This window comes from Herbaspirillum sp. GW821-FHT09A12 (assembly GCF_059418325.1).
This window is the reverse complement of the sequence record NZ_JBWKPR010000005.1, coordinates 135,430-155,856: the sequence shown is the minus strand read 5'-3', so window position 1 is coordinate 155,856 and position 20,427 is coordinate 135,430. Positions and strand designations below refer to the sequence as shown.

The 20,427-nt window shown below is 63.4% G+C and carries 14 protein-coding genes; 7 read left to right on the top strand and 7 right to left on the bottom strand.

The features are described from left to right. Window positions 1-41: 41 nt before the first annotated feature. The gene (locus tag AC07N6_RS14295) at window positions 42-398 is read left to right on the top strand and encodes a 4a-hydroxytetrahydrobiopterin dehydratase (protein WP_494782557.1); all 357 of its coding nucleotides are present in this window, start codon (window positions 42-44) and stop codon (window positions 396-398) included. Next, a complete protein-coding gene (gene rsgA / locus AC07N6_RS14290; RefSeq protein WP_494782556.1) occupies window positions 398-1,330 on the top strand; it encodes a ribosome small subunit-dependent GTPase A in 933 nt (310 codons plus the stop codon). The genes AC07N6_RS14295 and rsgA overlap by 1 nt, the downstream gene beginning before the upstream one ends. 68 nt (window positions 1,331-1,398) lie before the next feature. Here the strand turns inward: rsgA and AC07N6_RS14285 are convergent, their stop codons facing one another. Next, on the bottom strand, window positions 1,399-3,540 hold the full coding sequence (locus AC07N6_RS14285) for a TonB-dependent receptor (protein ID WP_494782555.1): 2,142 nt from the start codon (window positions 3,538-3,540) through the stop codon (window positions 1,399-1,401). A 413-nt stretch (window positions 3,541-3,953) separates the two neighbouring features. Here AC07N6_RS14285 and argF point away from each other — a divergent pair, with 413 nt between their 5' ends. Genes argF through ppnP form a run of 3 tightly spaced genes read left to right on the top strand, consistent with a single transcriptional unit; the run spans window position 3,954 to window position 6,603 of the window. Further along, window positions 3,954-4,868 carry an ornithine carbamoyltransferase gene (gene argF, locus AC07N6_RS14280; RefSeq protein ID WP_494782554.1) on the top strand — a complete coding sequence of 305 codons (915 nt, stop codon included), beginning with the start codon at window positions 3,954-3,956 and terminating at the stop codon, window positions 4,866-4,868. A 51-nt stretch (window positions 4,869-4,919) separates the two neighbouring features. Next, complete coding sequence (gene argG / locus AC07N6_RS14275) at window positions 4,920-6,254, top strand: argininosuccinate synthase (protein ID WP_494782553.1); 1,335 nt, start codon at window positions 4,920-4,922, stop codon at window positions 6,252-6,254. 34 nt (window positions 6,255-6,288) lie between these two features. Further along, complete coding sequence (gene ppnP / locus AC07N6_RS14270) at window positions 6,289-6,603, top strand: pyrimidine/purine nucleoside phosphorylase (protein WP_494782552.1); 315 nt, start codon at window positions 6,289-6,291, stop codon at window positions 6,601-6,603. 93 nt (window positions 6,604-6,696) lie between these two features. Here the strand turns inward: ppnP and murB are convergent, their stop codons facing one another. Next, window positions 6,697-7,722 carry a UDP-N-acetylmuramate dehydrogenase gene (murB, locus tag AC07N6_RS14265; RefSeq protein ID WP_494782551.1) on the bottom strand — a complete coding sequence of 342 codons (1,026 nt, stop codon included), beginning with the start codon at window positions 7,720-7,722 and terminating at the stop codon, window positions 6,697-6,699. Between the two features lie 131 nt (window positions 7,723-7,853). Here murB and AC07N6_RS14260 point away from each other — a divergent pair, with 131 nt between their 5' ends. Further along, entirely contained in the window at window positions 7,854-8,339 is a 486-nt protein-coding gene (locus tag AC07N6_RS14260) for a YajQ family cyclic di-GMP-binding protein (RefSeq protein WP_494782550.1), read from the top strand. Window positions 8,340-8,430: 91 nt separating this feature from the next. Here AC07N6_RS14260 and AC07N6_RS14255 read toward each other — a convergent pair whose 3' ends face one another. The 5 genes from AC07N6_RS14255 to AC07N6_RS14235 form a co-directional block, all read right to left on the bottom strand. Then, window positions 8,431-8,910 (bottom strand): VOC family protein, encoded by a 480-nt coding sequence (locus AC07N6_RS14255; RefSeq protein ID WP_494782549.1) that lies wholly within the window; start codon window positions 8,908-8,910, stop codon window positions 8,431-8,433. Between the two features lie 187 nt (window positions 8,911-9,097). Further along, entirely contained in the window at window positions 9,098-10,168 is a 1,071-nt protein-coding gene (aroG, locus tag AC07N6_RS14250) for a 3-deoxy-7-phosphoheptulonate synthase AroG (protein ID WP_494782548.1), read from the bottom strand. Window positions 10,169-10,730: 562 nt separating this feature from the next. Continuing rightward, the gene (gene tldD, locus AC07N6_RS14245; RefSeq protein ID WP_494782547.1) at window positions 10,731-12,191 is read right to left on the bottom strand and encodes a metalloprotease TldD; all 1,461 of its coding nucleotides are present in this window, start codon (window positions 12,189-12,191) and stop codon (window positions 10,731-10,733) included. A gap of 39 nt (window positions 12,192-12,230) precedes the next feature. Continuing rightward, on the bottom strand, window positions 12,231-13,037 hold the full coding sequence (locus tag AC07N6_RS14240) for a carbon-nitrogen hydrolase family protein (RefSeq protein WP_494782546.1): 807 nt from the start codon (window positions 13,035-13,037) through the stop codon (window positions 12,231-12,233). A gap of 156 nt (window positions 13,038-13,193) precedes the next feature. After that, window positions 13,194-17,438 (bottom strand): YhdP family protein, encoded by a 4,245-nt coding sequence (locus AC07N6_RS14235; RefSeq protein WP_494782545.1) that lies wholly within the window; start codon window positions 17,436-17,438, stop codon window positions 13,194-13,196. Between the two features lie 243 nt (window positions 17,439-17,681). Here AC07N6_RS14235 and glnE point away from each other — a divergent pair, with 243 nt between their 5' ends. After that, the gene (glnE, locus tag AC07N6_RS14230) at window positions 17,682-20,396 is read left to right on the top strand and encodes a bifunctional [glutamate--ammonia ligase]-adenylyl-L-tyrosine phosphorylase/[glutamate--ammonia-ligase] adenylyltransferase (RefSeq protein ID WP_494782544.1); all 2,715 of its coding nucleotides are present in this window, start codon (window positions 17,682-17,684) and stop codon (window positions 20,394-20,396) included. Window positions 20,397-20,427 lie beyond the last annotated feature (31 nt).

The following is a 20,427-nucleotide window of genomic DNA, read 5'->3' as shown; positions in this document are numbered from 1 at the left end:
TTCAGTTGCCCATCAGCGCAACCGGAAGCAAGGAGAACTTCATGAGCATCACCGCCAACGCACTCGCAGCCCGCCGCTGCGCCCACCAGACCGACGCCCTGGACGCAGCCGCCATCCAGGCCCACCTGGCCGCCCTGCCCGGCTGGCAGGTCGACGGCGGCAAGCTGGCGCGCAGCTTCGGCTTCAAGGACTATTACCAGACCCTGGCCTTCGTCAACGCCATCGCCTGGGTGATCCATGCCGAAGACCACCATCCCGAGCTGGCGGTCAGCTACAACCGCTGCGGCGTGAAGTTCGACACGCACAGCGTCAACAACGGCAAAGGCGGCCTGTCGATCAACGACTTCATCTGCGCCGCCAAGGTGGATGCCGTGTTCGCCCAGCGCGCCGCCTCCTGATGGCATCGAAGAAACCGCACGCCGCACCGCGCCAGGCAGCCGGCGCTTTGGAAGCCGGCCTGGTGATTGCCGCCCACGGGCGGCATTATCTTGTCCAGGCCGGCGAACAGAAACTGCAATGCGTCACGCGCGGCAAGAAGAGCGATGTGGCCGTCGGCGACCGCATCCGCTTCGCCCGCACCTCGCCCAACCAGGGAGTGGTGGAATCCATCGACGAGCGCAAGACGCTGCTGTACCGCTCCGACCAGTACAAGTCCAAGCTGTTGGCCGCCAACGTCACGCAATTGTTCATCGTGGTGGCGACCGAGCCCAGCTTCTCGGACGACCTGGTGTCGCGCTCGCTGGTGGCGGCCGAATCGGCCGGCGTGGCCGCCCACCTGATCCTGAACAAGACCGACATCGCCGAAGCGCTGCCGAAGACGCGCGAACGGCTGCAGGTCTACTCCCGCCTAGGCTATCCGGTGCACGAAGTCTCGGCCACGGCGCAACCGGAGCAGACCCGCGCCGCCTTCATGCCGCTGCTGCAGAACCAGAACACCATCCTGATCGGCCAATCCGGCATGGGCAAGTCCTCGCTGATCAACCTGATCATCCCCGACGCCGACATCGCGGTGCGCGAAATCTCGGCGGCATTGGACACCGGCAAGCACACCACCACCTTCACGCGGCTCTACCAGATGGGGGAACAAACCAGCATCATCGATTCGCCCGGCTTCCAGGAATTCGGCCTGTACCAGTTAAGCGAAGGCATGCTGGAACGCGCCTTCCGCGACTTCACGCCCTACCTGGGCAAGTGCCGCTTCTACAACTGCCACCACCTCAACGAACCCGGTTGCGCGGTGCTGGAAGCGGTGCAGTCAGGCGAGATCTCGGGCATGCGGCATCAGTTGTATGCGCAGCTGGTGCATGAGTCGTCGCAGACCTTGTACTGAGTTCCCTTCCCTAGCAAAAACGGCCGCCTTGCGTTTGCAGGCGGCCGTTTCTATTCGCATCGTCCGACTCAGAATTTGTAGCCGGCGCTCAGCAGGACACTGCGCGGCGTGCCGGGCATGATCTGCGTCACCGCGGTGGAACTGGCGTAGTACTGGCGATTGGTCAGGTTGGTGACGGCGAGCGTCAGTTCAAGCTTGGGCAGGCGATAGCCCACCTTGCCATCCCAGCGCGTGTAGGCGGGCAGGTCGAGCCGGTTGGCCACGTCGGCGTAACGGGAGCCTTCGTAGACCAGCCCGGCTTCGCCAAAGAAGCCCAATGCCGGCGCATGGCTGACGAACAGGCTGCCGTTGGCGCCGGAGACGCCGACCGAGCGCTTGCCTTGGAGATCCGGCGTGGCGCAACCGTTGCAACGGGGCGCTTCGATGATGCGGGAGCGCTGAACCGCAAAACCGCTGCGGATGAACCAGCTCGGCGCCACCTGGCCGTCTACCGACAATTCAATGCCGCGATTGCGTTCCAGGCCGCCGATGACGAACAGGTTCGGATTGCTGGCAATCTGGGTACGGCGGTTATACAGATCCAGCTGGAACACCGACAAGGTAGTGCTGAGCTTCTTCTCCAGCCAATCGCTTTTGACGCCGACCTCGAATTGCCGGCTGGACTGCGGCTGCAGCGCATTGTTGGACACCGTGCTTGCGCCGGTGTCCAGATTGACGGTATCGGTCCCTCCGCTCGGGATAAAGCTTTTGCTGTAGGAGGCATAGAAACTGTGGTCGGCCAGCGGCGACCAGACCAGGCCCATCCGCGGGCTCAAGGCGGAGGTCGTGCGTTCGGCCCGGGCCCCCGCTCCCATGCGGCTGGTCGAATCGACCGCGAAACGATCCCAGCGCACCCCCGCCAGCATCTTCCATTGCGGCGACAGTGTGAGTTGATCCTGCGCATACAGGGCGATGCCGTCGGCGCGATGCAAACTGTTGCTGAACAAGGCCGGTGGCGCCAATGCATCCGGCGCCTTGGAGGGATTCAACAACGACACGCTGCCGGCGGGGGAACGGGAATACAGTGTCGGCTGCCGGCGTTCCACGCTGTATTCGGCGCCGAACAGCATGTCGTGACGCACGGCACCGGTCATGGCGCGGCCTTCCAGCTCCAGATTATTCTGCCAGTTGCGCTGGTGCATATTCTGCTGCCAGCGCGCGCGCGTCGCCATGCTGTTATTGGGCCCGGTCAGCCCGGTCGCGAAGGTATTGTCGAAGATGCTGTTCAGATGCAGCATGCCCAGCGTGTAGCGCAACTTCCAGTCCTGGTCGATCCGCTGTTCCAGCGTGGAGCGCAGGTACAGCATGCTGTCCTTGATGTAGTCGCGCTCCGGCACGCCATAGGTGGTGGCCCGGCCCGCCGGCGGCAATTGGTAAGGGCTGCCGGGATTGCGGCGCCAGGCCGGCATGCCGCGATCCGGGGTGCGGTCGAATTCGGAGAACTCCGCCTGCAGCAGCCATGAGGTGCGGCCGTCGTCCCACTTCAGCGAAGGAGCGATGTATTGGCGCGCACTGTTGACGCCGTCGCGAAAGCTGTTGGCATGCTCGCGGCCGGCATTGATGCGCATGGCCCATTGCTCGCTCAAGACCTTGTTCACATCCGCGGCAAAGCCCAGGTGGCTGTCACTTCCGGCGAATAGCTTGAGGCTGCTCTGGACATCGGCTCCCGGCTGCTTGCTGATGCGGTTGATCACCCCGCCGCCGCTGCCGCGCCCGTACAACACTGCGGCCGGCCCCTTCAGGATTTCGATGCGCTCGATGTTGCCCAGGCTGCGCACGTACTGCGCGTCGTCGCGGATGCCGTCGAGGAAGACATCGCCGGCACTGGAGAAGCCGCGGATCTTGAAGGAGTCGAAACGGGTGTCGGAATTGTTGGTGATGCCCGGCACGCCCGCCAGCGCCTCGGCCATGGTTTGCGCGCCGTAGGAGGCGGCTTCTTCCATGTTCACGCTGTTGACAGTTTGCGGCACGTCCCTGAGATCGGCGGCCGTACGCGTCGCCGTCGATACCTTGCCCGGACGCGGGTCGTAATGGCTGCGCTCGCCGGAGACTTCGATATGCGGCAGCCGGTCGTCAACTTCGCCTTCCGCGACAGCGGAGGTGGAAAACAGGGAGGAAAAGGCCAGCGCCATCACGCTGAGGCGACGCTCGGAAATGCATTGGGTAGGCATGGAATTGAATGGGGCCCCGGAAAGGGCCCCCTCTCTGATCAAAAAGGAGGCGCAATTCTAGGCCCACAAACAATAATGATTCTCATTAATTGGCATGCCGGCATGCGATAACGCCAATAAATCACAAAACATGGCGCCCACCCCGCAACAAATGCAAGAAACTCGCCGATGTATTTCTGAGGCTTGATCTTTTGACATGCCGGGACTGGCGGCAAGCCGGCGTCATGCGCCCTCGCCCAATCCAAGAAGCTGCATCCGGCCAGAACAGCGATGCGCCGCCGCAGGCGCAGCACGGGCTGCGGCCCGGTTTCCCGCAAGCAACCCCATTGGGTATCTTTTTACCCCGAATCCCTTATAATCTAAGCAGTTATAACGATCGGCGGCAGGCGCCACGCTAGCCGCCGTTTTCATTTATGGCAATCAAACACTACCTTCAATTTTCCGACTTTACGCTTGATGAATACGAATACGTGATCGAACGTTCTCGTGTGATCAAACGTAAGTTCAAGAATTACGAGCCCCACCACACACTGGCCGACCGCACGCTGGTGATGGTGTTCGAGAAGAATTCGACCCGTACCCGCCTCTCCTTCGAAGCCGGCATGCACCAGATGGGCGGCGCGGCGATCTACCTGAACACGCGCGACAGCCAGTTGGGCCGCGGCGAGCCGGTGGAAGATGCGGCGCAGGTGATGTCGCGCATGTGCGACGTGATCATGATCCGCACCTACGGCCAGGAAATCATCGAACGCTTCGCCGCGCATTCGCGCGTGCCGGTGATCAATGGGCTGACCAACGAGCAGCATCCCTGCCAGGTGCTGGCCGACGTGTTCACCTTCATCGAACATCGCGGCTCCATCCGCGGCAAGATCGTGGCCTGGATCGGCGACGCCAACAACATGCTGTACTCGTGGCTGCAGGCGGCCGAGGTGTTCGGCTTCCACGTCAATGTCTCCACCCCCAAGGGCTACGACATCGACCCGGCGCAAGTCACCCCGGGCAACCAGCACTACACCTTCTTTGCCGACCCGGCCGACGCCTGCCAGGACGCCGACCTGGTCACCACCGACGTGTGGACCAGCATGGGTTACGAAGATGAGAACGCCGCGCGCCTGAAGGCCTTCGACGGCTGGATCGTTGACGGCCCCAAGATGGCCCGCGCCAAGAAGGATGCCGTCTTCATGCACTGCCTGCCGGCGCACCGCGGCGAGGAAGTCGCCGCCGAGGTGATCGACGGCCCGCAGTCGGTGGTCTGGGACGAGGCGGAAAACCGCCTGCACGTTCAGAAGGCCCTGCTCGAATACCTGGTGCACGGCAAGTTCGACTGAGCCGCCGCCCCAGCAACAAGTCATATCAACACTCTCGCAACAGCCAAGATCATGTCCAACATCCTGCAATCCGTTCCGGTCAAACAAAAAGTCGGCATCGCCTTTTCCGGCGGCCTCGACACCAGCGCCGCGCTGACCTGGATGCGCCAGAAAGGCGCCATCCCCTACGCCTACACCGCCAACCTGGGCCAGCCGGACGAGCCGGACTACGACGCCATCCCCAAGAAGGCGATGCAATACGGCGCCGAACTGGCGCGCCTGATCGACTGCCGCGAACAGCTGGCCAATGAAGGCATCGCCGCGCTGCAAAGCGGCGCCTTCCATATCTCGACCGCCGGCGTGACCTACTTCAACACCACCCCGCTGGGCCGCGCCGTGACCGGCACCATGCTGGTGGCCGCGATGCGCGAAGACAAGGTCGACATCTGGGGCGACGGCAGCACCTTCAAGGGCAACGACATCGAGCGCTTCTACCGCTACGGCCTGCTGGTGAACCCCAACCTGAAGATCTACAAGCCGTGGCTGGACAATACCTTCATCGATGAACTGGGCGGCCGCAAGGAAATGTCCGAGTTCATGATCAAGTCCGGTTTCGACTACAAGATGTCGGTGGAAAAGGCCTACTCGACCGACTCCAACATGCTGGGCGCGACCCACGAGGCCAAGGACCTGGAGTTCCTCAACAGCGGCATCAAGATCGTGCAGCCGATCATGGGCGTGGCGTTCTGGCGCGATGACGTCGAGGTCAAGGCCGAGAGCGTGACCGTGCGCTTCGAGGAAGGCCGTCCGGTGGCCCTGAACGGCAAGACCTTCGCCAGCATGACCGACCTGATCCTGGAAGCCAACCGCATCGGCGGCCGCCACGGCCTGGGCATGAGCGACCAGATCGAGAACCGCATCATCGAAGCCAAGAGCCGCGGCATCTACGAAGCCCCGGGCCTGGCGCTGCTGTTCATCGCCTACGAGCGCCTGATCACCGGCATCCACAACGAAGACACCATCGAGCAATACCGCGACAACGGCCGCAAGCTGGGCCGCCTGCTGTACCAGGGCCGCTGGTTCGACTCGCAGGCGATCATGCTGCGCGAAACCGCGCAACGCTGGGTGGCGCGCGCCATCACCGGCGAAGTGACCGTTGAACTGCGGCGCGGCAACGACTACTCGATCCTCAACACCGAGTCGCCCAACCTGACCTACCAGCCGGAACGCCTGACCATGGAAAAGGGCGAAGGCGCCTTCACCCCGGCCGACCGCATCGGCCAGCTGACCATGCGCAACCTGGACATCATCGACACCCGCCAGAAGCTGGCGATCTACCAGAGCACCGGCCTCTTGGACAACAGCACCGCCGTCTCGCTGCCGCTGCTGGACAAGGATACGAAGTAATCGCCTGCAACCGAGATATCTGAAAGAACTTCTGATGAGCACCCAATTCGACAACGTCACCGTCCTGAAAAAGGGCAATGTCTACTTTGACGGCAAGTGCGTCTCGCACACCGTGCTGTTTGCCGACGGCACCAGGAAGACCCTGGGCGTGATCCTGCCCGCGTCGCTCAATTTCGGCACCGCCTCGCCGGAAATCATGGAAATCGTCAGCGGCAGCTGCCGTATCCGCCTCAAGGACGAGGAAACCTGGAATACCTACGGCGCCGGCACCCAGTTCAGCGTACCGGGCAATTCGTCCTTCGACATCGAAGTCACGGAGACCGTGGATTACGTCTGCCACTACGGCTGATCCGCCGGCAGTTGCAGCGCATGTGAAAAACGCCAGTCGATGACTGGCGTTTTTGCATGTGCGAGCGAATCTGGAGAATCCGGAGATGCGCGCTCAGATGAAAACCGGTTCCGGCTCCAGCGCCACCCCGAACCTTGCATGCACGTCGGCCTGGATCGCCTGCGCCAGCGCCGCCACTTCGGCCCCGCTGGCGCCGCCCCGGTTGACCAGCACCAGCGCCTGCTTCTCGTACACGCCGGCCGCGCCCAGCGACTTGCCCTTCCAGCCGCACTGGTCGATCAGCCAGCCGGCGGCCAGCTTGTAGCTGCCGTCGTCCTGCCGATAGCTGACCAAGTTGGCATGCTGCTTCACCAAGGCCTCGCGCTGCTGCGCGCTGACGATGGGGTTCTTGAAGAAACTGCCGGCATTGCCGATCCGCGCCGGGTCGGGCAGCTTGCGCGTGCGGATGGCGATGACGGCATCGGCGATGTCGCGCGCGCCGGGGTCGGCGATCTGCCGGTCGGCCAACGCCTGCGCCACGTCGGTGTAATTGGCGTTGGCTTGCCAATGCTTCGGCAACGCGAAGGTGACGTCCAGCACCACGGCGTTGTCGCGCAGTTCATGCTTGAACACGCTGTCGCGATAGCCGAAGCGGCAGGCCGGGCCGTCCAGCGCCATCACTTCGCCGGTGGAAAAATCGAAGGCGCTCAGTGAATGGAAACGGTCCTTGAGCTCGACCCCATAGGCGCCGATATTCTGGATCGGTGCGGCGCCTACGCTGCCCGGAATCAGCGACAGGTTCTCAAGGCCGCCCAGACCCTGGGCCAGCGTCCATTGCACCAAGCCGTGCCAGTTCTCGCCGGCGGCGGCGCGCACATAGGTGAACTCGCTGTCCTGGCCGACCACGGCGATGCCGCGCCCGCACATGTGCAGCACCAGGCCGGGAAAGTCGCGCGTCAGCAGCAGGTTGCTGCCGCCGCCCAGCACCAGGCGCGGCAAGGCGGACAGTTCGGCGTTTGCGCGCACGGCGCGCAAGGTGTCGGCGGCATCGACGGCCAGGTAGGCTTGCGCGCGGGCATCGATGCCGAAAGTGTTGAGTGCGCGCAGGGAAAAATCGCGCTGTACAGGTATCGGGAACATAAGGGCAGGATTATAGCCGCTGCCGGACAGCGTCTGTCGGCGCACATGCCATAGCCCTGCTGCCGCCAGTCCGTTAAAATCTCGTTGGTAACGCCGGAACCCTCCGGCCGCAAGAATAAAAGGATACTGCCATGCCCTCATTTGATACCGTCTGCGAAGCCAACCTGGTCGAAGTCAAGAATGCCGTCGAGCAGGCCAACAAGGAAATCACCACCCGCTTCGACTTCAAGGGCACCGACGCCCGCGTCGAGCAAAAGGAACGCGAACTGACTGCCTTCGCCGACTCGGAATTCCAGCTCAGCCAGGTGCGCGACGTGCTGACCAACAAGATGACCAAGCGCAATGTCGATGTGCGTTTCCTCGATGAAGGCAAGATCGAGAAGATCGGCGGCGACAAGGTCAAGCAAGTGATCAAGGTGAAGAACGGCATCGAAAGCGATGATGCCAAGAAGATCGTGCGCGTCATCAAGGACAGCAAAATGAAGGTGCAGGCCAGCATCCAGGGCGATGCCGTACGCATCGCCGGGGCCAAGCGCGACGACCTGCAGGCCGCCATGGCGCTGCTGCGCAAGGAAGTGAAGGACATCCCGCTGGAATTCAACAACTTCCGCGACTAAGCGGCGGCAATACGGCAACGACATCGCGACAACGCCGGCATCATGCCGGCGTTGTCGCTTCAGGCCACGCTGTTGCGCTGCGGGGTATCGCTTATTTCATTGCGGCCATCATGGCGCTGGCGCCCTCGCGTATCTCTTCCGGGGTCAGGTCGCGCACATGCGTGGCCACCGACCATTTATGGCCGAAGGGATCGACCAGTTGCCCGTAACGGTCGCCCCAGAACATGTCGGTCAGCGGCAAGGTAACCTGGGCGCCGGCCGCCACGGCCTGTGCGAATACGGCATCCGCATCTGCCACGTACAGGTGGATGGTGACCGGCGAGCCGCCCAGCGCCTTGGGCCCCAGGCTCTTCCATGCCGGCGCTTCATCGACCAGCATCAGGTAAGAGTCGCCGATGCTGATCTGCGCGTGCATCAGCTTGCCGTCGGGGCCGGGCAAACGGCCCCGGTCGACGGCGCCGAAGGCTTTCTGGTAGAACTCGATGGCCTCGGCGGCGCCGGCACAGACCAGGTGCGGCGTGATGGAATGCATGCCTTCGGGAATCGGTTTGACTTTGGATGGGCTGGACATCTGCAATCTCCTTAAGTGTTGTAAGAATCAGTCATGGAACTTGCGGATGCCCATTCTGCACCGGGACGCAGGCAAAACAAAGCTCGTCCATCACACTTGCGCCGCACAGCCATCATGGATGCGGATAAAAAAACCGCCGTGGCCATCACCTGGCTCACGGCGGCTTGCCATGCAACAACCGCAATGTTCAGGCGGCGTCGCGCTCGCCCACCAGGCGGCGCTGCTTGACCGAGTCGGCCAGGCCTTGCAGCACTTGCAGGCTTTCTTCCCAGTTGATGCAACCGTCGGTGATGGACTGGCCGTAGGTCAGTTCCTTGCCCGGCACCAGATCCTGGCGGCCGGCCACCAGATGCGACTCCACCATCACGCCGACGATGCGGGTGTCGCCGGCGGCGACCTGACTGCCGATGTCGGCGCACACCGGGATCTGGTTTTCCGGCTTCTTGGAGCTGTTGGCATGCGAGGCGTCGATCATCAGGCGCGAGGCCAGGCCGCTCTTGGCGATGTCCTGGCACGCGGCTTCCACGCTGGCGGCGTCGTAGTTGGGCGCCTTGCCGCCGCGCAGGATGATGTGGCAGTCCTCGTTGCCGGCGGTCGAGACGATGGCCGAGTGGCCGCCCTTGGTGACCGACAGGAAGTGGTGCGGCTGCGAGGCGGCCTTGATCGCGTCCACCGCGATCTTGACATTGCCGTCGGTGCCGTTCTTGAAACCGACCGGGCACGACAGGCCGGACGCCAGCTCGCGGTGCACTTGCGACTCGGTGGTGCGGGCGCCGATGGCGCCCCAGCTGATCAGGTCGGCGATGTATTGCGGGCTGATCACGTCGAGGAATTCGGTGCCGGCCGGCAGGCCCAGCTCGTTGATGTTGAGCAGCAGTTCGCGCGCGGTGCGCAAGCCGTCGTTGATGCGGAAGCTGTTGTCCATGTACGGGTCGTTGATCAGGCCCTTCCAGCCGACGGTGGTGCGCGGCTTTTCGAAGTAGACGCGCATCACGATTTCCAGCTCGTTCTTGTGGCGCTCGCGCTCGACCACCAGGCGGCGCGCGTATTCCATCGCGGCCTTGGTGTCGTGGATGGAGCACGGGCCGATCACCACCATCAGGCGGTCGTCCTGGCCGTGCAGGATGCGATGCAATGCGGTACGCGCTTCGGCCGTGGTGCTCTCGACCTGTTCGGTGCAGGCAAACTCGCGGATCAAATGCGAAGGAGGAAGCAGTTCTTTCATTTCTCTGATGCGAAGATCGTCAGTGCGCGGCATTTTTTCTCCTGAGTTGCTTTAGCTTGGTTAGCTTGAAATCGACCAAAAAAAAACCGCCATCACTGGCGGTTTTTTAGGAAATTCGGTTTTGTCTTTTTACGAACGCTTACCGCTTTTCACCGCCGGGGGGCTGGAATAGCTAAAGTAAAAATAAAAGTAAGCGTGGAAAAAAGACATCGTTGGCTGCATGGATAAATTGAAGCAGACCCCATAGTGCTACAAATCCCGGGCTTTGGCAAGCGAGGCCATCAACATGGATTTTCAAGCGTTATCCGCACAAAATATCCAAAATCAGGCATAAAATAAAAATTAAAGCGCATTAAATATTAAATATCGGCTTTAAACACAACAAAAAACCAAGAGCCATGCACTGGATTCGGCCTGTATTTGATTACCCGCAGTGTGGCGAACATGCAAAAAATCGGTGAAATTGACTGTCTACCCTGCATGCTGACGTCACCGATATTGCCGATGCACATCGCTGCCCGGCAAATCTTCACCCCAAAAAAACAAAAGCCGCCGGGAATGCCGACGGCTTTTGTGCGAGACCTGCGAAAAACGCTCAGGCGGTGCCGCCCACCGTCACGCCATCCAGGCGCAAGGTCGGCTGGCCTACGCCCACCGGCACGCTCTGGCCCTCCTTGCCGCACACGCCCACGCCCGAATCCAGGCTCATGTCGTTGCCGATCAGCGAGACGCGGTTGAGTACATCCGGGCCGTTGCCGATCAGGGTGGCGCCCTTGACCGGATAGGTCACCTTGCCGTTCTCGATCATGTAGGCTTCGCTGGCCGAGAACACGAACTTGCCGTTGGTGATGTCGACCTGGCCGCCGCCGAAGTTGACCGCATACAGGCCGTTCTTGACCGAGGCCAGGATCTCGGCCGGGTCCTTGTCGCCGGCCAGCATGTAGGTGTTGGTCATGCGCGGCATCGGCAGGTGCGCGAACGATTCGCGACGGGCGTTGCCGGTCACCGGCATCTTCATCAGGCGCGCGTTCATGGTGTCCTGGATATAGCCCTTCAGGATGCCGTCTTCGATCAGCGTGGTGCACTGGGTCGGATTGCCTTCGTCGTCGATGTTGAGCGAACCGCGGCGGTCGGCCAGGGTGCCGTCGTCGACCACGGTCACGCCACGGGCGGCGACGCGTTCGCCGATGCGGCCGGAGAAGGCGCTCGATCCCTTGCGGTTGAAATCGCCTTCCAGGCCGTGGCCGATCGCCTCATGCAGCAGCACGCCGGGCCAGCCGGGGCCGAGCACGACCGTCATCGGGCCGGCCGGGGCCGGGCGCGACTCCAGGTTGACCAGTGCGGTCGCGACCGCTTCGGACGCGTATTTTTCCAGCAGCGCGTCCGTGAAATATCCATAGCTGTAGCGGCCGCCGCCACCGCTGCTGCCCATTTCGCGGCGTCCGTTCTGTTCGGCGATGACCGTCACCGACACCCGCACCAGCGGGCGGATATCGGCCGCCAGCACGCCGTCGGCGCGCGCCACCAGCACCACATCGTATTCGCCCGACAGGCTGGCCATGACCTGCACCACGCGCGGGTCCTTGGCGCGCGCGATGCGCTCGACGCGCTCCAGCAACTGCACCTTGGCGGTGGCGTCCAGCGAGACCAGCGGGTCATGCGGCAGGTACAGCGCGCGGCCGCCGCCGGGAATCATGTTGCCAGCCACCTTGACCTTGCCCGCGCCCTGGCGCGCGATGGTGCGCGTGGCAGCCGCGGCATCCAGCAGGGCGCGCTCGGAAATCTCGTCGGAATAGGAAAATGCAGTCTTGTCGCCCGACACGGCGCGCACGCCGACGCCCTGGTCGATGGAAAAGCTGCCGGTCTTGACGATGCCCTCTTCCAGGCTCCAGCCCTCGCTCTTGGTGAACTGGAAATACAGGTCGGCGTAGTCCACTTTATGGGTGAACATGCTGCCCAGCGCTTTCAACAGCTTGGACTCGTCCAGGCCGAAAGGGGTCAGGAGCACGTCGCGCGCCACTTGCAGGGCGCCCATATTCGGTTCAAATAATTTCATAGGATCTTCTGGAAGGCTTAACAACACATCAACAGCGTCTCAAAGCTTGCGGTGGCGCAATGCCGGCAGGCTTTCTCTGACATATTGTAGACGATGGGGGTCGATATCGCCGATCACAAGGCCTTCGCCTTCCGGCAATACGGAAATGATTTCCCCCCAGGGATCCACCAGCATGCTATGGCCCCATGTGCGGCGCCCATTGACGTGCTTGCCGCCCTGGGCCGAGGCCAGCAGGTAGCACTGGTTCTCGATGGCGCGGGCGCGCAACAGGGTTTCCCAATGGGCATTGCCGGTGGTGTAGGTGAAGGCGGCCGGCATCACGATCAGTGCGCACTCGCCCATGGCCCGGTACAGCTCGGGAAAACGCAGGTCGTAGCAAACCGACAAGCCCACCCGGCCGAACGGCGCCTCGAATGTCTTGACCTCGGCGCCGTACTCGATGGTGCGCGCCTCGTCGTAGTTTTCTTCGCCGCGGGAAAAACTGAAGAGATGGATCTTGTCGTAGCGCGCCACGCGCCGGCCCTGGGGATCGTAGACCAGCGACGTATTGAGCACCTTGCCGTCGGTGGCGGCGGCCATCGGCAGCGTGCCGCCGACCAGCCAGATGCCATGCCTGCGCGCCAGATCGGCCATGAATTCCTGGATGCGGCCGGACTGGTCGGTCTCGGCATGGCCGAGCTTGTCGCGCTCATGCATGCCCATGATGGGCCAATATTCCGGCAGCAAGACCAATCCCGCGCCCTGCTCCGCCGCCTGGCCGACCAGGCGCGCGGCGCTCTCGAAGTTCTGCCCTACCTCGGGCGTCGACACCATCTGTATCGCCGCCACCCTGAATGCTTGCGTCATGTTGTCATGCCTCATCGGAAATCCCGCGTTGCCTCAAGTATCGCGCAGAACCGCCTGCCGCGCCGGCGACCACAAATCGCTAACCGCTAACCGCTAACCGCTAACCGTTAACCACTAAACACTAAACACTAACCGCTCGGTTCAGCAACCCGCGCATCAGTGCCCCATGTTGATCGGCGAGCCGAGCGGCGTCGACGGCATGCCCGGCGCAGGCTTGCCGTCATCCTGCAGGCGCTCGGATCCGACCTGCGACACCTGCCCCTGCTTGACCACGACAGGGTCGCTCCACGGGCCGGTGACCTTGTACTCGAAGGTGAGCGACTTCATCACCGGATTGCGCAGGAACAACTGGGCCAGCAAGGTGCCTACGCCGACCACCGGGTTGACCGCCATCGCCACCACCGAGGCGGTGCCGAGGTTGATTTCCGGGATCACCACGACATGCAGGTCCTGCGTCTCCCTGGCGATATCGGCCGAACCGTTCATCAGCACCGAAGCGGTGACGCCGGTCATTTTCAGGTTGTCGGTGGTCGCGATGCCGCGGTTGACGGAAGCGGTGCCGACCACGTTGTCGAACGCAAAGCCTTCGGAAAACACATCGCGGAAGTCCAGCGTCAGGCGGCGCGGCAGCGCCTGCAGGTTCAGCACGCCCAGCAGCTTGGCCGCCCCCGGATCGACCTTGAGGAATTGCCCTGAATGCACATCCATGTGCAGTTGCCCGCCCAGGCTGGCCATGTCCATGGCATAGGGCAGGCCCTTCCAGCTCATGTCGCCGTCCAGCTTGCCGCGGCCGCCCTTGATCGTGCCCGGATAACCAAAGCGCTCCAGCAACTTTCCGGCATCGTTGATATCCAGCGCGTAGGTGATGTTGGTGGTATTGCTGGCGCCGAAAGACATCCAGTTGCCGGCGGCGCGGAACTGCGCATCCTCATTGGCCAGCACCAGGCGGTTGATGCGCCATTCACGGCCCACCGCAGTCATCATATTGTTGGCGTCAAGCTCCAGGCGGCCAAGCTTCTTGCCTGCCAGTTCGAACTGCTCCGCGCGGATATCCAGCGCGGGCATTTGCGCCGAACTGCCGCTGTCGGCGGCATTGGCATTGGCATTAGCATTGGCGGCGTCGGCGGCGCCATTCCCCCTGGGCAGCACCAGCGAGGACAGGCGCGCCGTGACCTTGCCCGATCCTCGGCTGCCGCCTGGCTCATCCCAGGTAATGTCGCCGGAAACCTGCTGCGACTCCAGCTTCATTTGCCAGGCGTTCTTCTGGTGCGCGGCGTCCAGCACCAGTTTGTTGAGTTTTTTGCCCATCAGCGTGAGTTCGCCTACGCGCGCCGAGACCATGTCCGGCTCCACGTACTGGGCCATCTCCGAACTGGTCAGCTTGCTCTGCCCCGCCGCCGATGCGGTATTGCCCTTGCCCACGATGTCGGCCTTGAAAGCCTGCCAGGCATCCATGTCGACACTATCGGCGGCCAATGCCAGCTTCAAGCCCGAAGCCGGCGACGGCATCGGCTGGTTGTAGGCGATGCCGCCGCTGACCACGCGCCAGTCGTCGGAGCGGGCCGCGACCTTCTCGCGCAGATAATGCGATGCGAGGTGCGGGCCCAACATGACCTTGATCTCATCGCGTTCGATCAGCGGATCATTGGAGACGACCGGCTGCAATTCGAAGCGCATCGGCAGGCTGTCCTGCGACGACTTCCTCAGCGGCGCCGGCAAGTCCGAACCCAGCCCGGCCAGGCTGGATTCGACGATCACTTCGGGATGATGCTGGCGCACCAGCACCGAAGCGGTATAACGGGCGCCGCCGGACAGGCGCGCCAGCAGGCGTTGCATCGAAGCTTCGGGATAGAGCTGGCGCAAGGCCTCGATATTGATCGCGCCATCCATGCGGATCTGGCTGCTGCCGTCGCGCTGCGTGCCGCCGGTGATGGCCACGCCATCGCCCATGAACTGGCCGCGAACGCCATTGAGGTTGAAGCCGCGCTCATTGAACTCGACCTTGCCGACGGTGCGATACATCATGGGCAAGGCAGGCAGCAGGTCGACATCGTTATTGGCGAAACTGAACACGCCTTGCGCCTTGGTATCGATCGCATGGTGCAGCGGCATCTGGAATTTCAGGTCCAGCCGGGCGTCGCCGGTGGCGCTGGCCTGCGCCATGACCTCGCCGGTCCAATGCGCCACCGGGCTTTGCCTGACATATTGCAGGAAGGTCGACATCGGGCCGCTGGCTGCGCCATCGATCTCCAGCACCGCATCGTGCGACGCCAGGTCGGCAATGCGCGCCGTGACCCGGCTCAGGTTCGCCCCCAGCGTCCTGGCGCTGTCGGCCTTCACTTCCAGTTGCGTGCGGTCGATGCTGAATTTGCCGCGCCCGTCTTCCAGCAAGGGCCATTCCGGCTCCTTGCCATCCTGGTTCACATGGCCGGGCGTGTAGTTGATCCTGAGCCCATCGAAGTCGCCGCTGACCAGGAACTGGCCCTTGGGCTTGTCGCCCGGCTTCGCCGCATGAAAAGGGAAATCGGCAAGCGCGCCTTTGACCGTCAGCTTCACATCGCGCATGGCGCCGTCCATCAAGCCTTCGGTCAGCCAGCGCCGCAGCGGCTCGCTGATATGTTCCGGCAGGTAGCGCCGCAGCGCCTTGAGGTCGAACGTGGTCAGTTCGCCGGTGATGTCCACGCTGCCCTGGGACTGCCCCTGCAACGGCAGCAAATGCGTGCCGCGCAGGCGGCCGGCCACGCCCGGCTGGGTGAATTGCATGTCGTCCAGCGTAAACAGCAGGGTCTGGTCCTTCTGGTATTGCCAGTGCGCCTTGAGTTCGAGACTGTCGAAGGGCATGCTTGGCTCGGCAAACATCTGCTCCGGCAATTGCACGGCCATCTTCTTCGAAGACAAGCGCACCGTGCCGCCTTTCTCGGTCGCATCGATTTCCCCGGCCAGGTTCTCGACACCGGGGAGCGCCGCCCATTGCGCCGGCGCCGCCTGTTGCAGCGAGCTCTTGCGCACCTCGACGTGGCGCGCCTGCGCCTTCAGGCCCAGGTCGGTAAAGCCGCCCTGGATGCGGTAGGAAGTCAATTCGGGATAAGTCCCCTGCCACTGCACGGTGAAATCGTTCAGTTCGCCGCGCGGGGCCAGGTCGTCCAGCAGCTTGCGCTGCGACAGCGTCAAGGGCAGGCGCGTCGCCAGTTGCGACAGCGCCTCCAGATTCAGGTGGGTGGCCTTGACGCTGGTCTGTTCGGCTTTCAAGAGCGTGGCCGGTTCATAGCTTTCGGAAATCGATGTCGGCGGCAGGCTGAAACCATCCGGCATCTCGATGGAGAAATCCGAGAGCGTCACCTTGTGGCCGTTGGCGCCGAAGGTGGGCACGCCGTCCTCGGGCGTGCCGCCCAGGCTCTCGCTGGCCGAAATGCGGCCATTGACGCGCTTGAGGCTCAGCGGCTCCAGCTTCTTCGACAGGCGCGCGGTGAAATCGGACAAGGCGAGATCGGCGGTGAAATTGGCCACCTTGGCGCGGTCCAGCGCCAGCCAGGCGCGCACCGAGCCGCTGCCCTGGGCAATGTCGATCGGATAGTCGAACCAGGCGCGCCAGACCGAAAGGTCGGTCTGGCGCAGGTCGGCATAGAGGGTGCCGGTCCAGTGCGTGACATCGGAAATGCGGCTGGCGAAGGCCGGATGGCTGAAATCGGCGCGCACATCCAGCGGCGCCGCATACGCGGCCGGCGGCGTGGCGCGCAAGGCCATACGGTGGCGCAACCAGTGGTTGTGCAGCACCAGATCGACATCATCCAGCGCCAGTTCGGGCGCGCCGCGCATTTCATCGTTCCAGCGCAGCTTGCTGCCGCGGATCACGATCTCGCGCTGCGACAGCAGCCAGTCCAGCGAGCTGCCGTCGCCGCCGGTCGGCATCGGGATGCCGGCCACGAACAGCTTGCCGGAGGGATCGCGCCGGATAGACAGGTCGGCTTGCTCGACGGTCAGGCTCTCCAACCGCAACCCCGCCACCAGCACGCTGCTCCACGACAGGGTGGCGGACACGCGCGGCAAGGTCAGCGCCGGCTGGCCGGCCTCGTCGTGCACGGTGATATTGGCCAGCGAGAGCTGCGGCCGCAAGCCGCTCCAGGAAGCGTCGATGGCATCGATGGTCACAGTACGGCCGACCGCCTTAGAAGCCACGCGCTCGATCTGCGGCTTATAGTGGCCGATTTCGGGCAGCACCACATAGCGCAGCGCCAGGAACAATGCGCAGAAAACGAAATAAGCCGCCAGCAGCAGCTTGAAGGTGAAGCCGAGGACGTGATAACTAGCCCGGTTCAGGCGAAAACAGGTGCCCCGCACGATTCGCCAACATAGCGCCCAATGGGCAGGCTTCGATGTGGCGTTATGTTGTTCTTCGGACATCAGGCTAAGGCAACTCGATATGAAATAATTCGTGCGAATGACATGATCGCATGGAAAACATGGTGTTGCCATCCGAACGGAATAGCTATGAACAGCAAAAACAGCGATAAGTTTAAAAACGGGCGATAAAATCCGTCAGTGCCGCGTCAGGCCAGCCCTATTTTCGGTTGTCGCCGGCCGGGGCTGAACCTGTTTTACGCTCTGTTTTCCTTCTTTTACACCTGCCCCGACCCATTGCCCCTTATGCCAGATCCGACTGCTCCCCTCGCCAACGCCCAGGCTTCGCGTTATTTCACCCGCTGGACTCAGGCTGATGCCGCCCGTCCGGCGCTGGTCGCCGAAGCTGCCGCCCAGGCCATGGACCGCGCATTCTTCGCTCGCCGCCTGCAAGCCGACCTGGATTCCGGTCTCGCGCTCAACGCCGCCATGCGCCGCCTGCGCAACCTGGTCGTGTGCACGCTGATCGAGCGCGACCTGGCCGGCCGCGCCGACTTGGGCGAGGTCGTCGCCACCATGACCGAGTTCGCCGACTTCGCGGTGCAGACCCACCTGGCCGCCCTGATGCGCGAGCAGACCGCGCTGTACGGCGTGCCCATCGGCGAGGAATCCGGGCGCCAGCAGCAGATGATCGTGCTGGGCATGGGCAAGCTGGGCGGCGGCGAGCTCAATGTCTCCTCCGACATCGACCTGATCTTCGTCTACCCGGAAGACGGCGACACTGCGGTGGAAGATGGCCAGAAGCAACTCTCCAACCATGAATTCTTCGTGCGCCTGGGCAAGAAGCTGATCGGCGCCCTGGCCGAGATCACCGAAGACGGCTTCACCTTCCGGGTCGACATGGCGCTGCGTCCCAACGGCAATTCCGGCCCGCTGGTGGCCAGCTTCAACATGGTCGAGGAATACCTGGTGCGCCAGGGCCGCGAATGGGAACGCTACGCCTGGACCAAGGCGCGCGCGCTGACCGGCGACCCGCAAGACATCGCCGCGCTGGAAGCCATCAGCCGCCCCTTCATCTTCCGCCGCTACCTGGACTTCGGCTCGATCGATGCGCTGCGCTCGATGCACGCGCAGATCCGCGCCGAGGTCAAACGCCAGGAAGCGCTGCATCCGGACCGCAGCAACAACGTCAAGCTGGGACGCGGCGGCATCCGCGAGATCGAATTCGTCAGCCAGGTATTCCAGCTGATCCGGGGCGGCCGCGATCCGGAGCTGCGCGACCGCTCCACCCGCGCCACCCTGCGCACGCTGGTCGCCAAGAACCTGCTGGCGCCGGAGGTGGTGGAGCAGTTGCTGGCGGCCTATACCTTCCTGCGCGACCTGGAACACCGCCTGCAATACCTGGAAGACGCGCAGACCCATACCCTGCCGGTCAATCCCGACGACCTGCTGCTGGTGGCGCGCATGATGGGCTACCCCGACAGCGCGGCCCTGCTGCAGGCGCTGGAAGCGCATCGGCGCATCGTGGCGGCGCAGTTCGATGCCATTTTCAACGACAAGCAAGCCGCGCCCGACAACGAGAACGACATCCCCGGCATCAACGATGCCGACGGCCTGGAAGCCATCGCCGACGCGCTCACGCTGGTCGGTTTTCCCGCGGCCGATACCGAAGCCGGCGCCAAACGCCTGCAACTGACCTGGCAGTCGCCGCGCATGCAAAGCCTGCCGGAACAGAGCCGCAACCGCCTCAACACGGTCATCAACGCCGCCCTGCCGCTGATTGCGGCATTGCATTACGACCAGTTGCCGACGCTGGGCCGCCTGCTCGACTTCCTTGAGGCCATCGCGCGCCGCGCCGCCTACCTGGCGCTGCTGACCGAATATCCCCATGCGCTCACACGCCTGATCCGCATGATCGGCGCCAGCGGCTGGGCCGCCACCTACCTGACCCAGCACCCCATCCTGCTGGACGAACTGCTGGACGACCGCAACCTGAAAGCGGACTCCGACTGGACCGCCTTCGCCGAGAACTGCCAACGCCAGCTCGACACCGCACCGGGCGATACCGAACGGCAGATGGATATCCTGCGCGAGCTGCACCACACCGAACTGTTCCGCCTGCTGGCGCAGGACCTGGAGGGCGACCTGTCGGTAGAGAAGCTGGCCGACGAACTCTCGGCGCTGGCCGACATCCTGGTCGACGCCACCATCAAGGCGGCATGGCAGACCATCGCCCAGCGCCACCGCGAAGTGCCGCAGTTCGCCGTGATCGCCTACGGCAAGCTGGGCGGCAAGGAATTGGGTTACGTGTCCGACCTCGACGTGGTGTTCCTGTACGACGACGACGACCAGGAAGCCCCGGCGCTCTACGCCAAGCTGGCGCAGCGTTTCATCACCTGGATGACCAGCCACACCCCGGCCGGCACGCTGTTCGACATCGACATCGCGCTGCGCCCGGACGGCGCCAGCGGGCTGCTGGTGTCGCCGGTAAGCTCGTTCGAGAAATACCAGCTCAATTCGGCCTGGATCTGGGAACACCAGGCGCTCACGCGCGCACGCTTCTGCGCCGGCGACGCCGCCATCGGCGAACGTTTCGAAGCGCTGCGCGAACGCGTGTTGCGCCAGCCGCGCGACTACCAGAAGCTGGAGGAAGAAGTGCTGTCGATGCGCCACCGCATGCGCGACGCCCATCCCAACCGCAGCAGCCAGTTCGACCTCAAGCACGATGAAGGCGGCATGATCGACATCGAGTTCATCGTCCAATACCTGGTGCTGCGTCATGCGCCGGACCATCCGCAACTGACCGGCGACATCGGCAACATCGCGCTGCTCAAGCTGGCCGCGCAACTGGGCCTGATCGACACCGCGCTGGCGGCTGAAGCCGCCAATGCCTACCGGCTCTTCCGCAAGCTGCAGCACCAGATCCGCCTGCAAGGCGCGGAGCGCGCCCACATCGACGCCGAGCGCGTGGAACATGAACGCGCCTGCGTGATTCGGCTGTGGCAGTTGGTGTTTGGCTGAGCGGACCGCTTGCCGGAAAAGCAAAAACGCC

What these genes read in the sequence shown, in the direction of transcription:
- AC07N6_RS14295 (WP_494782557.1), top strand. Translation starts at nt 42, where the DNA reads ATGAGCATCACCGCCAACGCACTCGCAGCCCGCCGCTGCGCCCACCAG.
- aroG (WP_494782548.1), bottom strand. Translation starts at nt 10,168, where the DNA reads ATGCCGCGCACTGACGATCTTCGCATCAGAGAAATGAAAGAACTGCTT.
- rsgA (WP_494782556.1), top strand. Translation starts at nt 398, where the DNA reads ATGGCATCGAAGAAACCGCACGCCGCACCGCGCCAGGCAGCCGGCGCT.
- AC07N6_RS14260 (WP_494782550.1), top strand. Translation starts at nt 7,854, where the DNA reads ATGCCCTCATTTGATACCGTCTGCGAAGCCAACCTGGTCGAAGTCAAG.
- ppnP (WP_494782552.1), top strand. Translation starts at nt 6,289, where the DNA reads ATGAGCACCCAATTCGACAACGTCACCGTCCTGAAAAAGGGCAATGTC.
- AC07N6_RS14240 (WP_494782546.1), bottom strand. Translation starts at nt 13,037, where the DNA reads ATGACGCAAGCATTCAGGGTGGCGGCGATACAGATGGTGTCGACGCCC.
- murB (WP_494782551.1), bottom strand. Translation starts at nt 7,722, where the DNA reads ATGTTCCCGATACCTGTACAGCGCGATTTTTCCCTGCGCGCACTCAAC.
- argG (WP_494782553.1), top strand. Translation starts at nt 4,920, where the DNA reads ATGTCCAACATCCTGCAATCCGTTCCGGTCAAACAAAAAGTCGGCATC.
- AC07N6_RS14285 (WP_494782555.1), bottom strand. Translation starts at nt 3,540, where the DNA reads ATGCCTACCCAATGCATTTCCGAGCGTCGCCTCAGCGTGATGGCGCTG.
- argF (WP_494782554.1), top strand. Translation starts at nt 3,954, where the DNA reads ATGGCAATCAAACACTACCTTCAATTTTCCGACTTTACGCTTGATGAA.
- tldD (WP_494782547.1), bottom strand. Translation starts at nt 12,191, where the DNA reads ATGAAATTATTTGAACCGAATATGGGCGCCCTGCAAGTGGCGCGCGAC.
- AC07N6_RS14255 (WP_494782549.1), bottom strand. Translation starts at nt 8,910, where the DNA reads ATGTCCAGCCCATCCAAAGTCAAACCGATTCCCGAAGGCATGCATTCC.
- glnE (WP_494782544.1), top strand. Translation starts at nt 17,682, where the DNA reads ATGCCAGATCCGACTGCTCCCCTCGCCAACGCCCAGGCTTCGCGTTAT.
- AC07N6_RS14235 (WP_494782545.1), bottom strand. Translation starts at nt 17,438, where the DNA reads ATGTCCGAAGAACAACATAACGCCACATCGAAGCCTGCCCATTGGGCG.